The organism is Kribbella sp. VKM Ac-2566 (assembly GCF_004366005.1).
GTDB lineage: Bacteria > Actinomycetota > Actinomycetes > Propionibacteriales > Kribbellaceae > Kribbella > Kribbella pratensis.
Genome location: NZ_SODT01000014.1, coordinates 346,642 through 360,385, shown reverse-complemented (window position 1 = coordinate 360,385; position 13,744 = coordinate 346,642). Strand labels below are relative to the sequence as shown.

15 protein-coding genes are annotated in these 13,744 nt (G+C 68.0%); 7 read left to right on the top strand and 8 right to left on the bottom strand.

Annotated elements, in window-relative coordinates; all coding sequences use genetic code 11:
- Positions 1–2: 2 nt before the first annotated feature.
- Complete coding sequence (locus EV647_RS35615) at positions 3–749, top strand: SGNH/GDSL hydrolase family protein (RefSeq protein WP_134010989.1); 747 nt, start codon at positions 3–5, stop codon at positions 747–749.
- Here EV647_RS35615 and EV647_RS35610 read toward each other — a convergent pair.
- From EV647_RS35610 to EV647_RS35600, 3 genes are read right to left on the bottom strand one after another with little or no spacing between them, the layout of a single operon-like run.
- On the bottom strand, positions 717–1,178 hold the full coding sequence (locus EV647_RS35610; RefSeq protein ID WP_202876425.1) for a hypothetical protein: 462 nt from the start codon (positions 1,176–1,178) through the stop codon (positions 717–719). The genes EV647_RS35615 and EV647_RS35610 overlap by 33 nt on opposite strands.
- The gene (locus EV647_RS35605) at positions 1,175–1,666 is read right to left on the bottom strand and encodes an RNA polymerase sigma factor (RefSeq protein WP_238175839.1); all 492 of its coding nucleotides are present in this window, start codon (positions 1,664–1,666) and stop codon (positions 1,175–1,177) included. The genes EV647_RS35610 and EV647_RS35605 overlap by 4 nt, the downstream gene beginning before the upstream one ends.
- Positions 1,663–2,106 (bottom strand): DUF3995 domain-containing protein, encoded by a 444-nt coding sequence (locus EV647_RS35600; protein WP_134010987.1) that lies wholly within the window; start codon positions 2,104–2,106, stop codon positions 1,663–1,665. The genes EV647_RS35605 and EV647_RS35600 overlap by 4 nt, the downstream gene beginning before the upstream one ends.
- Before the next feature lie 124 nt (positions 2,107–2,230).
- Between EV647_RS35600 and EV647_RS35595 the strand changes: the two genes are divergently transcribed.
- The 4 genes from EV647_RS35595 to EV647_RS35580 are packed head-to-tail and all read left to right on the top strand — an operon-like array spanning position 2,231 to position 4,650.
- The gene (locus EV647_RS35595; RefSeq protein WP_166680504.1) at positions 2,231–2,539 is read left to right on the top strand and encodes a MarR family winged helix-turn-helix transcriptional regulator; all 309 of its coding nucleotides are present in this window, start codon (positions 2,231–2,233) and stop codon (positions 2,537–2,539) included.
- Complete coding sequence (locus EV647_RS35590; protein WP_202871334.1) at positions 2,536–2,946, top strand: hypothetical protein; 411 nt, start codon at positions 2,536–2,538, stop codon at positions 2,944–2,946. The genes EV647_RS35595 and EV647_RS35590 overlap by 4 nt, the downstream gene beginning before the upstream one ends.
- Before the next feature lie 7 nt (positions 2,947–2,953).
- Positions 2,954–3,778, top strand: a complete 825-nt coding sequence (locus tag EV647_RS35585; RefSeq protein WP_134010983.1) for a MerR family transcriptional regulator — start codon at positions 2,954–2,956, stop codon at positions 3,776–3,778.
- Positions 3,778–4,650 (top strand): transglutaminase family protein, encoded by an 873-nt coding sequence (locus EV647_RS35580; protein ID WP_134010981.1) that lies wholly within the window; start codon positions 3,778–3,780, stop codon positions 4,648–4,650. The genes EV647_RS35585 and EV647_RS35580 overlap by 1 nt, the downstream gene beginning before the upstream one ends.
- 119 nt (positions 4,651–4,769) lie before the next feature.
- Here the strand turns inward: EV647_RS35580 and glgP are convergent, their stop codons facing one another.
- The gene (gene glgP, locus EV647_RS35575; RefSeq protein WP_134010979.1) at positions 4,770–7,379 is read right to left on the bottom strand and encodes an alpha-glucan family phosphorylase; all 2,610 of its coding nucleotides are present in this window, start codon (positions 7,377–7,379) and stop codon (positions 4,770–4,772) included.
- 206 nt (positions 7,380–7,585) lie between these two features.
- Between glgP and EV647_RS35570 the strand changes: the two genes are divergently transcribed.
- Positions 7,586–9,574 carry a maltotransferase domain-containing protein gene (locus EV647_RS35570; RefSeq protein WP_134010977.1) on the top strand — a complete coding sequence of 663 codons (1,989 nt, stop codon included), beginning with the start codon at positions 7,586–7,588 and terminating at the stop codon, positions 9,572–9,574.
- A 125-nt stretch (positions 9,575–9,699) separates the two neighbouring features.
- On the opposite strand, the gene EV647_RS35565 is transcribed toward EV647_RS35570, so the two are convergent.
- Entirely contained in the window at positions 9,700–10,575 is an 876-nt protein-coding gene (locus tag EV647_RS35565) for an SDR family oxidoreductase (RefSeq protein ID WP_134010975.1), read from the bottom strand.
- A complete protein-coding gene (locus EV647_RS35560) occupies positions 10,572–11,015 on the bottom strand; it encodes a nuclear transport factor 2 family protein (protein ID WP_134010973.1) in 444 nt (147 codons plus the stop codon). Before EV647_RS35560 ends, EV647_RS35565 begins: the two co-directional genes overlap by 4 nt.
- A gap of 59 nt (positions 11,016–11,074) precedes the next feature.
- Between EV647_RS35560 and EV647_RS35555 the strand changes: the two genes are divergently transcribed.
- Entirely contained in the window at positions 11,075–11,758 is a 684-nt protein-coding gene (locus tag EV647_RS35555; protein WP_202871335.1) for a TetR/AcrR family transcriptional regulator, read from the top strand.
- 1 nt (position 11,759) lies between these two features.
- On the opposite strand, the gene EV647_RS35550 is transcribed toward EV647_RS35555, so the two are convergent.
- Positions 11,760–12,938: a threonine synthase gene (locus EV647_RS35550; RefSeq protein WP_134010971.1), complete on the bottom strand. Its 1,179-nt coding sequence runs from the start codon at positions 12,936–12,938 to the stop codon at positions 11,760–11,762.
- A gap of 11 nt (positions 12,939–12,949) precedes the next feature.
- Positions 12,950–13,558, bottom strand: coding sequence for a winged helix-turn-helix domain-containing protein (locus EV647_RS35545; RefSeq protein ID WP_134010969.1), 609 nt, complete (start codon positions 13,556–13,558; stop codon positions 12,950–12,952).
- Positions 13,559–13,744 lie beyond the last annotated feature (186 nt).

The window sequence follows — 13,744 nt, the reverse complement described above, 5'->3', positions numbered from 1 at the left end:
CGATGTTGCGGGAACGGACGACCCCGATCGGGGCGATGCATCGCGCGATCATGCGCTGGGGTGAGGCAGAGCGGACCAGCTCGCGACTGGCGATCCAGCGCTGGGTGGACGGCGTGGCGTACGTCGACGTACAGGCGCGGACGTATGCGGAGTACTGGACTGCGCAGAACTCTTTGACGCTGTCGGCCGAGGGACCGCTCTGGGTCGTCCTCGGCGACTCGACCGCGCAAGGGCTGGGCGCTTCGTCGCCGCTGCACGGGTACGTCGGTCAAGTGCTGAACGCCCTGCGTCGTAAGGGAACGCCGTGGCGAGTGCTGAACCTGTCCCGCTCCGGTGCGCAGACGCGACACGTACTGGAGGACCAGCTCCCGCTGCTGGACGGTCTGACGCCGGCACTTGTCACCTGTGGCATCGGCAACAACGACATTCTCGCGACGCCGCCAAAGCGTTTCCGTGACCACCTCCGCCAGGTGATCGACCGACTCCCCTCCTCGTCCGTCGTGATGGACCTGACCGTCCCAGACCGTTTCTGGCGCATCGGTGGAGCTGTGAGCCCCTACGTCTCCGGTATCAACCAGCTGATCAGCAGCACAGCCACCTCCCGTGGCCTCCCGGTTGCCGAGGTGTCCCGCTACGCCCGCCCACCGTGGCGGGGCATGCTCGCGCCAGACGCCTTCCACCCCAACAACCTCGGCTACCGCCGCCACGCCGACGCCCTACTGGCCGCGCTCCCTGAGAAGCTCTTGTAGCCGGTCCAGCGTCTTGTTGCTCTCGTGTCGCACTCTGATCGGGATGATCGCGGCACGGCCCGGTACGCGAATGCCGCCGGTCAGAGCCACCCGCGTGCCACCACCTGGTTCGGCGGCGACTGCCATGCCGATGATCAGGAAGCGGCTCTGCAACCAGCACCACCCCGGGCGGAGCTGACCTTCCAAGCGCGCGCGTTGTCCTCTGGCGCCTTTCGCCCGTACGACGACGCGATCGCCGTCGCGCTCCTCGAGCGTGGCCGAGACCAGGTCCGCCTGAATGGTGGCGAACACGTCGAGGTCGGCGAGCATTGCCTGCACCCGATCGGGATCTTGAGGCAGCACGCGTTCGGTGACGGCTGCACCCGGCACGCCCGCGGCGAGCGCGCGGAACCGCTCGACGTCGGTCAGTTCAACTTGTGGCCAGTTCATGAGCTCCATGCCTTCCGAAAGCTTGCCCGGGCCCGGTGCAGCCGCGACTTCGCCGTACCCGTTGGCACGTCGAGTACGGCGGCCGCTGCGTGTTCGTCCATTCCTTCGAGATCCCGCAGTACCAGGACCGCCCGATGCTCGGGCGACAGCCTCCTGAGCACGTCCTGTACGTCGATCGCGAGCTGCGGATCGTCCGCGGCCGGCAGGTCCGCGAGCTCGGCGGGCCGTTGCCGCTGCCCGCGGCGCGCGACCCGGACCGCCTCGCGGACGGCGATCGCCCGCGCCCAGCCGAACAGCGCCGCCGGCTCCTGCAGGCTGTGGAGCCCGCGGAAGATCGCGATCAGTGCTTCCTGCGCCGCGTCGGCTCCGTCGTGCAGCGCGATCGGCCCGCAGATCCTCCCGACGTACGGCGTCAACGCGTCGAGCACCTCGTTCATCGCGACCGTGTCACCACGTTGCGCCGCGCGCACCAGATGTTCCTCGATCACCTGAGGAAGTCTGACAGCAGCGGCCTGTCCACTGCTGCTGGCCGGCGCGCTCGGAGGAGCTTCAGATCAGCTACGCACAACGCGACACAGGCCGGGGTGTAGAGGAACAGGTTGAGCCAGTAGAACGCCGTACTCGTGTCAATCGCGCCCGTGATCCAGACCAGCCCAACAGCCGCCCGCGCGGCCAGCCCGGCCACCAGCCCGACGACCACGAGCCTGCTGAGTCTCCACCTCGCACTGGTGAGGACGGCGCCTGCCAGCAGGAGGTGCAGTGCAGCCAGTGGCAGCACGACCCTGGGGCCGAAGCTCGCCTGCGTGTTGAGGACAGTCAGCGAGAGGCTGCGCTCATCACTCGCGGGCCAGCTGGCGCCCGTTGCCCAGTAGACGTGCACTGCCGCAAGCAGGAAGTGTGCGCTCGCGGAGACCTTTCGAGAATCCATCTCGACTCCTTCTCAGATGTGCGTGACAGCTGAGAAGAGGAACCGTTCGACCGAGACGTTCCCCTGCGTGACGCAGATCTCAGTCAGCGCAAATACTACGGATTCGGATAATCTGGCTGCCGAGGTGAACGTGCTGGCGAACCTCGCGGACGGCCGGCCGCGGACGGTCTCCGAGATCGGGGTCGCGGCGGGTGTGCGGCCGACGACGCTGACCGGCGTACTCGACCGGCTTGCCGACAAGGGGCTGCTGACTCGCGCCACCCGAACCGGCGACCGGCGCGCTGTGGAGATCTCACTGACTGCAGCCGGCGCCCGGAGTGCGGCACGGGTGGCTCAGGCGTTCAAGGGGGTGGAGATGCGAGCGTTGGACGGCGTACCCGAGTCAGCGGTCAAACAGACTCGGCGGGTGCTGAAGGCGTTGACGGAATCATGAACGACTTCGACGAGCTGATGGGTGACGTGATGTCGACCGCCGAGCGGTTCGGGCATCGGGAGCACGTCCGCTTGACCTGGCTCGCCGTACGGCGGTGTGGGACAGCCGGCGCGGTGGAGCTGATCAGTAACGGGATCCAGAAGACGGCCCGGTACGCCGGGGTGCCGCAGAAGTACAACGCCACGGTCAGTAGGGCGTGGGTCGAGTTGACGGCGTACCACATGGCCGAGGCGCCGGGCGAGGACTTCGAAGAGCTGGTACGCCGGAACCCGGGACTGCTGGACAAGCGGCTGCTGACGCGCTTCTACAGTTCACGCGCCTTGGCGTCTTCGGCTGCGCGGACCGGATGGGTGGAGCCGGACGTGAACGCGTTCCCCTTTACTCTGCCCCAAGGGCAGGGGGTGTGATGGTCCGGTGTTGACGATCAGTGAGTTCGGGCGGAGGGCCGGGCTTTCGCACAAGGCGCTGCGGTTGTACGACGTGTCGGGGCTGCTTGCACCGGCGCAGGTCGACCCGGCGAACGGGTACCGCTTGTACGACGAGGCGCAACTGGAGCGGGCGCGACGGATCAGTGTGCTGCGGCAGTTGGACATGCCGCTGACCACGATTGCTGAAGTACTCACCGGGACGGACGAGGACGCGTTGATCCGGCTCGACCGGTGGTGGGCCGCCGAGGAGGCGACCACGGCGGCCCGGCGGGCGACGTTGCAGTACCTGCGCGACCGCCTGTCGCGTTCGGGTACGACGGGGCTCGCACCGCGACCGGTGCACACCCGGGACGTGCCGGCGACGAAGACCGCCACCATCCGGGTCGACACCGATCAGCAGATGCTGGTCGGGATGATCGTGACGTGCACCGACGAGATCACGTCGTACCTGCGTGCTGCCGGGGCGACCGCGACCGTGGGCTCGTGGGTGATCTTCCACGGCGCGGTGACGCCGGAGGCTGAGGCGACCGTCGAGATCTGCGTGCCGTTCGACGGCCTCGTGGACCCGTCCGGCCGGATCGGCATCCGGGTCGAGCCGGCCCATCGGGAGGCGTACTGCACGATCACGATGGACGAGTGCGCGTACCCGCGGATCATGCTCGCGTACGACCTCGTCTACGACTGGGTCCGGTCGTCCGGCAACCCCGAAGCGGGTCCGCCGCGGGAAATCTACCGCCCGGACTGCCACCTCCTCCCCCGCGACGAACCTGCCGTCGACATCGCACTGCCCATTCTCGAGAGGAACCTTTGATGGACTACGCGATTCAGACGCGCTTCAGCGATCCCGGCGTACATGCCGGCCTGTTCGACGCGCTGCCGGACGACGTCAGCGAGATCGCCGCGGTGGTCCGCAACCTGCTGATCCACTACCGCGCCGGCGGCATCGAGTTCACCGGCGAACGACTGGCCGAGATCGACAACCGCTGGGTGTCGGCGATCCTCGCCACGGACCAGAAACGCAACGGTACGGCGCTCGCGGTGCCGCGGGAACCGGTGGACCGGGTAGTTGGCTGTTGCCGCGACTACACGCTCCTGTTCGTCTCGATGCTGCGGCACAAGGGGATCCCGGCGCGCAGCCGGGTCGGGTTCGGGAACTACTTCACCGAGGGCTTCAGCCACGACCACGTGGTCGCCGAGTACTGGAACGGCGACCGATGGGTGATGATCGACGCCGAGATGGATCCGGCCGATCCGCGCTTCACGTTCGACGTGGCGGACATGCCGGCCGGCCCGTTCCTGTCGGCGGCCGAGGTGTGGCGGGGATATCGGTCCGGCGAGCTGAACGGTGATCTGTTCGGCGCGGACCCGAATCCGGACGCCCCGCTGAAGCTGCATGGTGGTTGGTTCATTCGCACTTATGTGCACTATCAGCTCGCGCATCTGAACGGCGACGAGCTTCTGCTCTGGGACAACTGGGGGTCCATGTCGGACACGCTGGAAGGCGCCGACGTCGAGCTGACCGATCGGATCGCCGACCTGATGGTTGCCTCCGACAACGGCGACGACGCGGCGACGAAGGAGGTCAACGAGCTGTACCGCACCGACCCCGGACTGACGTACGCGGGCCGCGCCTTCGTCACCTCACCCGCCGGCAGCCCGTTCGCATGGAAGGACCTCGGCTAGCGGTCGGGGCTGAGCACACCCGCCGGGGCCGCGAGACAGGTTATTGCCTGTGCCGCGGTCCCGGCGCTTGTTCACAGACACAAAACACCCCCGCCTGGTGAGGCAGGCGGGGGCGTGTCTCAGATGGTGTTGGACCAGAACTCCGAGCCGGCCGGGAGGTCCGGGATGGAGGGGTCGTCCGGGTCGGACGGACCTGCGGCGAGGCCGAGTTCGGCGACGCTCGCCAGGCCGACGTGGTTCGGGACGACGCGCACCGTGTAGCCGAACGGGCCGGTGCGGTCCAGCTTCAGCTCGCCCTCGTACCGGTGCCGGTTGCCCTCGTACGTCTCGGCCAGCGAGAGCGTGGCGCGGACCGGGTCAGTGATCTCGTCGTTGGTGTCGACGCGACCGTGCAGCACCTCGACGCAGATGTCCGACGGGGCGAGGTCGCCGAGTGCCGCGAACGCGCGGATCCCGACGGTCGTGCCCAGCTGCGGTACGTCGCCGAGGCCCTGGAGCTCCACGTGGTCGACCCGGATCTGCGGCCACGCCGCCCGGACCTTCTGCTTCCACGCGGCCAGCTCACGAGCACCGTCGTACGTCGAATTGAGGGCCCGCGACGACTGCGCCGCCGGCACGTACAGCTGCTCGACGTAGTCCTTGACCATCCGGGTGGCGAGCACCTTCGGGCCGAGCTCCTTGATCGTGTGCCGCAGCATCTCGATCCAGCGGGTCGGCACGTCACCGTCGTAGAACCGCGGCGCGACCTGCTTCTCGATCAGGTCGTACAGCGCGTGCGCCTCGAGGTCGTCGCGGCGGTCGGTGTCCTCGATCCCCTCGGCGGACGGGATCGCCCAGCCGAACTCGTCGTCGTACCACTCGTCCCACCACCCGTCGCGGATGGACAGGTTGAGACCGCCGTTGAGCGCGGCCTTCATGCCGGACGTGCCACACGCCTCGTACGGACGCAGCGGGTTGTTCAGCCAGACGTCGGTGCCGGGGTACATCGGCTGCGCGAGCGCGATGTCGTAGTCCGGCACGAACACGATCCGGTGCCGCACCTCCGGGTCGTCGGCGAAGCGGACCATCTCCTGGATCAGCTTCTTGCCGCCCTCGTCGTGCGGGTGCGCCTTGCCGGCGATGACGATCTGCACCGGACGCTCCGGGTGCAGCAGCAGCGCCTTCAGCCGCGCCGGGTCGCGCAGCATCAGCGTCAGCCGCTTGTACGACGGAACCCGCCGCGCGAACCCGATCGTCAGGACGTCCGGGTCGAGGATCGAGTCCACCCAGCCGAGCTCGGCCTCGCTGGCGCCACGGTTCAGCCAGGACTGCCGCACCCGCGAACGGGTGTCGTCGATGAACCGCTGCCGGAGCAGCCGCTTGGTCTCCCAGATCTGCGCGTCGGTGGTCTTGTCCAGACCCTCGAACACCGAGTCGCCGTCGGCGGTGTAGTTCGCGTAGGTCAGGTCGTGCACCTCACGCGCCACCCACGTCGGCGCGTGGACGCCGTTCGTGATCGAGGTGATCGGCACGTCGATCGAGTCGAAACTCGGCCAGAGCCCCGCGAACATCCCGCGGCTGACCACACCGTGCAGCTTCGACACGCCGTTCGCGCGCTGCGCCAGCCGCAGTCCCATGATCGCCATGTTGAACAGCGCCGGGTCGCCGCCCTCGAAGTCCTCGGCGCCGAGCTCGAGGATCCGGTCGACCGGGACCTCCGGACCGAACACGTCCGGCGAGAAGTGCTGCTGGATCAGCTCGACCGGGAACCGGTCGATACCGGCCGGGACCGGGGTGTGCGTGGTGAACACGGTGCCACCGCGGTTGACCTCGAGGGCGGTGTCGAAGTCGAGATCCTTCTCGGCGGCGAGCTCACGGATCCGCTCGATACCGAGGAAGCCGGCGTGGCCCTCGTTGGTGTGGAACACCTCGGGCGCCGCGTGGCCGGTGATCCGGCAGTACGTGCGGACCGCGCGGACACCGCCGACGCCGAGCAGCAGCTCCTGGAGCAGGCGGTGCTCGGTCGAACCGCCGTACAGCCGGTCGGTCACCTCGCGCTCCGACGGCTCGTTCTCCTCGATGTCGGAGTCGAGCATCAGCAGCGGCACCCGGCCGACCTGGGCGACCCAGATCTGCGCGTGCAGCTCGCGGTTGCCGGGCAGCGTCAGCGTCACGGTCGCGGGGGCGTCACCATCCCGGAGCAGGCTGATCGGCAGCCCGTCCGGGTCCACCAGGGGGTAACGCTCCTGCTGCCAGCCCTCACGGTTCAGCGACTGCGCGAAGTAGCCGTGCCGGTACAGCAGACCGACGCCGATCAGCGGTACGGCGAGGTCGCTGGCCGCCTTCAGGTGGTCACCGGCAAGGATGCCCAGACCGCCGGAGTACTGCGGCAGCACGTGGGTGATGCCGAACTCCGGGGAGAAGTACGCGACCGCGTCGAGCGGCGAACCGCCCGCGGTCTGGAACCACCGGTCTTCGGTCACATAGCTGTCCAGGTCGGCTACAGCCAGTTCCAGCCGGCGCAGGAAAGCGTGGTCGTTGGCCAGCTCGTCGAGCCGGGCCGCCGGGACCTCGCCGAGCAGCTTGACCGGGTCACCACCGGTGCTCCGCCACAGCTGCGGGTCGACAGCCTCGAAGACGTCCTGCGTCTCCGGGTGCCAGGCCCAGCGGAGGTTGTTCACCAGGGTGCCCAGGCCGGTCAGCGGCTCGGGCAGGACAGGGCGGACGGAGAATCGTCGTATCGCTCGCACCGGGACACCGTACAAGCCCAGGGCGAGCAAGACACCCTCGGGATGCATCGATCTTGCAACGCGAGCAAGAATTTGCAGCTCTGCATGCCACAGACCGGTACTGGGAACCGATAACGTCAGCAGTGCAGTTCCCGACGTACTTGCCCAACCGCCGGATCCACGATCCGACGGTTCCTCTATTCGGAGAGTGAAGGTTCGTCTACGCCATGACTGGGCGCATCCCGATCACCGACGTCACCCCGACCGTCGACGCCGGAGCTTATCCGGCGAAGGCCGCGGTCGGCGAGACGTTCACCATCGCGGCCACGGTCTTCCGGGAAGGCCATGACGCGGTGAACGCGAACGTCGTACTGACCTCGCCGTCGGGGCAGACCAGACGGATGCTGATGACCCCCGTCGGTCAGGGCACCGACCGCTGGACCGTCGACGTGACGCTGCAGGAGCAGGGCGCGTGGACGTTCGCGGTCGAGGGCTGGAGCGACCCGTACGGGACGTGGCGGCACAACGCCGAGATCAAGATCCCGGCCGGCCTGGACGTCGACCTGATGTTCGCCGAGGGCGCCGCGTTCTTCGACCGCGCGGCCGCCGGCGTGCCACCCGCCGTACGCGCAGATCGCGGAACGTTGAGCGACGCGGCGCATGCGCTGGCGAACGGTGCGCTGCCGCCGGAAGCGCGGCTGGCCGCGGGCATCTCCCCGCAGGTACGGGCGGCCCTCGGTCGCTACCCGGTGCGCGAGCTGATCACCTCCTCCGAGACGTACCCGGTGTGGGTCGACCGGACCCGCGCGCTGTACGGCAGCTGGTACGAGTTCTTCCCGCGCTCCGAGGGTGCGACGTACGACGAAGAAGCCGGTCAGTGGAAGTCCGGAACCTTCCGGACCGCGGCACGGCGGCTCGAAGCGGTCGCGAAGATGGGCTTCGACATCCTCTACGTGCCGCCGATCCACCCGATCGGGCACTCGTTCCGCAAGGGCCCGAACAACACCCTCGACCCGAAGCCGGGCGACCCGGGTTCGCCGTGGGCGATCGGCTCCGAGGACGGCGGTCACGACGCGATCCACCCCGAGCTCGGCACCTTCGAGGACTTCGAGTACTTCGTCGGCCGGGCCCGCGAGGTCGGCCTCGAGGTCGCGATCGACCTGGCGCTGCAGGCGTCGCCGGACCACCCGTGGGTGAAGGAACACCCGAAGTGGTTCTCGGTCCGCGCCGACGGCTCGATCGCGTACGCCGAGAACCCGCCGAAGAAGTACCAGGACATCTACCCGATCAACTTCGACAACGACCCCGAAGGCATCTACGCCGAAGTCCTGCGGATCGTCCGGCTGTGGATCTCCAAGGGCGTCACGGTGTTCCGGGTCGACAACCCGCACACGAAGCCGGTCAACTTCTGGGAGTACCTGCTCGGCGAGATCCGCAAGACCGACCCGGACGTGGTGTTCCTGTCCGAGGCGTTCACCCGGCGACCGATGATGCAGGAGCTGGCGAAGGTCGGGTTCCACCAGTCGTACACGTACTTCACCTGGCGCAACGAGAAGTGGGAGCTGGAGGAGTACCTGGAGGAGCTCACCAAGGAGACCGGTCACTTCCTGCGGCCGAACTTCTTCGTGAACACACCGGACATCCTCACGGCGTACCTGCAGTACGGCGGTCCCGGCGCGTTCAAGATCCGCGCGGCGATCGCGTCGACGTCGTCACCGGCCTGGGGTGTGTACGCCGGGTTCGAGCTGTTCGAGCACGTCGCGCTGCGACCCGGCTCGGAGGAGTACCTGGACACCGAGAAGTTCCAGCTCCGCCCGCGGGACTGGGAGGCCGCGGAGGCCGAGGGCCGCTCGCTGGCGCCGTACCTGACGCTGCTGAACAACATCCGCCGCCGGCACCCGTCCCTGCAGCAACTGCGCAACCTGACGCTGCACACGGTCGATGACGAAGCGATCATGTGCTTCTCGAAGCGCTCGACGGCACCCGACGGCCACAGCGACACCGTCATCGTGGTTGTGAACACCGACCCGCACTCGGTTCGCGAGTCGATGGTCCACCTCGACATGACCGCCCTCGGCATGCGCCCCGAAGACACCTTCACCGTCTACGACGAAATCACCGGCGCCACCTGGCGCTGGGGCCAGAGCAACTACGTCAAACTAGACCCCAACGGCGAACCAGCCCACATCCTCGCCGTCCGCCGCGGCCAAGCCTGAACAGTCCCCGTGTCGACGCTCTTGAGGGATTGCTCCGACCGAATGGAGTCTCATCGCCGGGCTGCCGCCGCCCCTGTTCGGGGTCTGTGACCTGCAGCCTGGTTATGGCTGTGACGTCTTCGTTCTCAGCCAACCTGCTGAGGAGTTGCTGCGACGGAGTCGCGGGCGAACTCGGCGATCGAGGTCGGTGTCACGCCGTAGGAGCTCGCCAAGCGGCTGATGTCGATGTGCGAGTCGTAGCTGTCAAGCACTGCGAGTAGCTGGGCGACGAAGTCCGGGAGGCCGGGCACCGGCTGCCCGGGCGGCACGCTCCGCAGTGCCACTGGATGGCCGAGTTCTTGCTCGAACACCTCGACGATGTCACGCCACGTCAGAGCCTGAGGCCCGCCGATCAACAGTGTTTGCCCCTCTGCGTCTCGGTGGTCGAGCGCTGCTATGGCGTACGCCGCGACGTCGCGCATGGCCACGAAGGAGTGACGTCGCCGCCCGTCGCCGACAACCGTGACTGGCTGGCCCGCGAGGGCTGCGCTGCCGACCACGGCCGGGACCCAGGTGTCCATGAAGGCGTCCGGCTGCAGCACCGTCCAGGCCATGCCGCTGTCACGAAGCCGCTGCTCGGTCTCACCCTTCGCCCGCACGAACGGCATGGCGCTCTCGGGACTGGCGCCGAGCACCGACGTGAAGACGAAGCGACGCACGCCCTCGGCCGACGCCGCTTCGACGAGATTGCGATTGCCGACCCGGTCCACTGACTCGACGGTGTCGTCGCCGCCGCGCCCCATGGAGTTTGCCGTGGTGAGAATCGCGGTGGCGCCTGCGCATGCGGCGCGGAGAGAGGGCGGGTCCTTGAGGTCACCGGTCACGGGCTGGGCGCCGGCGGCCACGAGACTCTCGTACGACGAGCCGCTGCGCACCAGGATGCGCACGGGCTTTCCTTGCGCCAACAGTGTCCGGGCGATCAGCCCTCCGAGCCGACCTGTGGCTCCGACAACGAGGATCATGAGATTTCCTTCGGGTTCGCCGCGGTGCCGACAACGCGGCGGGTGTGGGCGTCGACGTCGCCGCTGGTCTCCTCGACCGGTTCCAGGTAGAACCGGGCCGAGGTGATCGCTTGGTCCGTGATGCCGAAGATGACAACGCCGCGCATGAGAAACGCGGTCCCGTCGGGCCGGGTCCCGGTGATGTCCCACTCGGTCCACAGCGTGCCGCCGTCCACCGCGCTGCGAGGCACCCGGGCTCGCAGATTCGGGACGCCGGCGAGGATCTGAGTCCAATTGGTGCGGACCTGCGCGCTGCCGCGAAATCCTCGCTGTGGGTGCGCGGGGGTCTCGTTGACGTAGTCGTCGGCGAAGCAGGCCACCATCGCGTCGAGGTCGTGGGCGTTCATCGCCTCGAGCAGTCGTTGCAACACCGGCAACTGGCCTTGGTTCGGTCGGTCCATGAGGACCTCCTAGCTCTGTTACAGTTATCTGTAACTAATACAGAAGCATGGAACGAATTATGAGCCGAGTCAAGGGCAAGCGTCAGTACGACTCCACCGGCCGCCAGGCGCAAGCACGGCGCGCCCGCGAGGAAGTCCTCGACGCCGCCGAGCGGCAGTTCCTGGCCAACGGGTACGCCGCCACCACCATCGCCGCCGTTGCCGCCGAGGCCGGGGTATCCGTGGAAACCATTTACAAGGCGTTCGGCGGCAAGTCGGGGCTGGTGCGCGCCATCTACGAGCGCGGCCTGACCGGGCGGGGACCGGTCCCGGCATACCAACGCTCCGACGAAATGCGGGCACACGAAACCGACCCCGAATCCATCATGCGCAAGTGGGGCCTGCTCACCACCGAAGTCGCCTCGACGGTTACGCCGATCCGGTTGCTCATGCGCTCGGCCGCCGCCATCGACCCCGACATGTCCACCGTGCTCAGCGACAGCGACGCCGAGCGCCTCACCCGGATGCGGCACCACGCCCGGTTCCTGGCCGAGCGCGGCTATCTCCGCGCCGGCGTCACGGTCACCGAGGCCACCGACATACTGTGGACCTGCAGCTCCGTCGAGATCTACGAACTCCTCGTCCTGCAGCGCGGCTGGTCGCCCCGCCGGTTCGCCCGATTCATCGCCGACTTCATGATCGCTTCGCTGCTGCCGGACCGCGAGGCGAACGTTGCCGCGCCCGATGGAGCCCTAGATGCGTGAGTCATCGCAGATCCGGAAGTGGCGGAACGGTCTCCGGGTACTTCAGGCCCGCGCCGGTGTTCAGGGCGACGACCTGTTCACCGGCGCGGATCCACCCGGACTCTCGCAACTGACGGATCGCCGCGAAGTTCGCGGCACCTTCCGGACAGATGAACGAGCCCTCCAGCTGAGCGACCTGGTGCAGCTCGGCCAGCAGGTCCTCGTCGTCGACGGCTACCGCGCAGCCGCCAGTCTCCGCGATCGCCTGGAGGACGAGGAAATCGCCGAGGGCCTTCGGGACGGTGATGCCGAAGGCAACGGTCTTGGCGTCCGGCCAGGGCTCGCTCTCGGGGAGGCCCTTCTCCCACGCGCGGACGATCGGGGCGCAGCCGGTCGACTGGACCGCGACGAGGCGCGGCAACGGTCCCTCGATCCAGCCGAGGTCGCGGAGTTCGTTCAGTGCCTTCCAGATGCCGATGATGCCGACGCCGCCCCCGGTCGGGTAGACGATCACGTCGGGCAGCTGCCAGTTCAGCTGCTCGGCGATCTCCAGGCCCATCGTCTTCTTGCCCTCGATCCGGTACGGCTCCTTCAGCGTCGACGCGTCGAAGTACCCGGGCTGTTCCTGGATCAACGACCGGATGTACGCCGCCGCGTCGCCGATCAGCCCGTCGATCAGCTGCAGCCGAGCGCCGACCGCGGTCACCTCGCGCCGGCAGATCTCCGGCGCGGCGATCGGCATCGCGATCAACGCCTCCATCCCGGCGCGCGCGGCGTACGCGGCCCAGGCGGACCCGGCGTTGCCGTTCGTCGGCATCGCGATCTTCCGGACGCCGACCTCGTACGCGCGCGACACCCCGACGGCGGCGCCCCGCGCCTTGAACGTCCCGGTCGGGATCAGCCCCTCGTCCTTCATCAGCAGGCGATCGACCCCGAGCTCGGCGCCGTACCGCGGCAACGGCAGGAGCGGCGTCATCCCCTCCCCCAGCGTCACCACGTTCTCGGGCGAGCGCACCGGCAACAGCTCGTGATATCGCCACAGGTCCGGCGCCCGCGAGGCCAGGTCCTCCTTGCGAAGCGCTGGTACGTCGTACCTCGCGAGCAGCGGCGATCCGCACGGGCACAGGCCGATGATCTGATCGGCGTCATGGGTGGCGCCACAGCGAGGACACTCGAGATGACTCAGCGCGGAGAAGGTCACGACAACAGAAACTACCCCGCGCGCAGATCGGTGATCATCGGGCGCTGGTGATCGGTGAGCCGGAACCCGATACCGCGGACGGCGTCGATGGTGACCGTCGTACCAAGGTCGTCGAGCTTGCGGCGCAGACGCTTCACCACCGAGTGCACGTCGGCGGTGCCGCTGATGTTCCGGTCCCGCCACACGGTGTGGTGCAGAGCGTCGTACGACCAGACCCGCAGCGGCGCGGACATCAGACGGCTGAGCAGCTCCTGCTCGAGATCGGTCAACTGGATCTCGTCACCACCCCAGCAAGCCACCGAACGAGCCCGATCGATGGTGAGTACGTCGGCCTCGGGGTCGTCGCCGGTTGCACGGACGGCGGTGGCATCGACCGCATCGGGGTCCGGCGGCTCGGGCTGCCCAGGTGCGGCGGGCGGTGGTTGCTGCGCGGGAACCAGCAATCTGCGCAGTTCGTCGAGGCTGGAGACCAGGAGCAGCGGCGCGACGTCGTCGACGAGTTCGGCCAGCCGGACGCGCTGCTCGGGTGAGGCCGCGACCGCGATGAGCAACGGGAACGCCCCTGATCCGGTAGTGGTCAGATCGGCGTCCGTAGGGGCGGGTTCACGGGCGGTGACCATCTGATCACGATGTCAACATCTGCCTGCGATCGTCAACGGAATGCCAACGTTTGCCCAGCTTGCCTCGATCGGTGCGACAGCTAGTCACAAGTTGCTCACCAAGTGTGCTTGTTACCACGTTGTTCTGACACATAAGGTCCACGTCAAGCTTGCGGTGTCACATGCCGCGACCTGGGGGGCACTGAG

What these genes read in the sequence shown, in the direction of transcription:
- EV647_RS35600 (WP_134010987.1), bottom strand. Translation starts at nt 2,106, where the DNA reads ATGGATTCTCGAAAGGTCTCCGCGAGCGCACACTTCCTGCTTGCGGCA.
- EV647_RS35615 (WP_134010989.1), top strand. Translation starts at nt 3, where the DNA reads ATGTTGCGGGAACGGACGACCCCGATCGGGGCGATGCATCGCGCGATC.
- EV647_RS35590 (WP_202871334.1), top strand. Translation starts at nt 2,536, where the DNA reads ATGAACGACTTCGACGAGCTGATGGGTGACGTGATGTCGACCGCCGAG.
- EV647_RS35570 (WP_134010977.1), top strand. Translation starts at nt 7,586, where the DNA reads ATGACTGGGCGCATCCCGATCACCGACGTCACCCCGACCGTCGACGCC.
- EV647_RS35560 (WP_134010973.1), bottom strand. Translation starts at nt 11,015, where the DNA reads ATGGACCGACCGAACCAAGGCCAGTTGCCGGTGTTGCAACGACTGCTC.
- EV647_RS35545 (WP_134010969.1), bottom strand. Translation starts at nt 13,558, where the DNA reads ATGGTCACCGCCCGTGAACCCGCCCCTACGGACGCCGATCTGACCACT.
- EV647_RS35610 (WP_202876425.1), bottom strand. Translation starts at nt 1,178, where the DNA reads ATGAACTGGCCACAAGTTGAACTGACCGACGTCGAGCGGTTCCGCGCG.
- EV647_RS35565 (WP_134010975.1), bottom strand. Translation starts at nt 10,575, where the DNA reads ATGATCCTCGTTGTCGGAGCCACAGGTCGGCTCGGAGGGCTGATCGCC.
- EV647_RS35580 (WP_134010981.1), top strand. Translation starts at nt 3,778, where the DNA reads ATGGACTACGCGATTCAGACGCGCTTCAGCGATCCCGGCGTACATGCC.
- EV647_RS35555 (WP_202871335.1), top strand. Translation starts at nt 11,075, where the DNA reads ATGAGCCGAGTCAAGGGCAAGCGTCAGTACGACTCCACCGGCCGCCAG.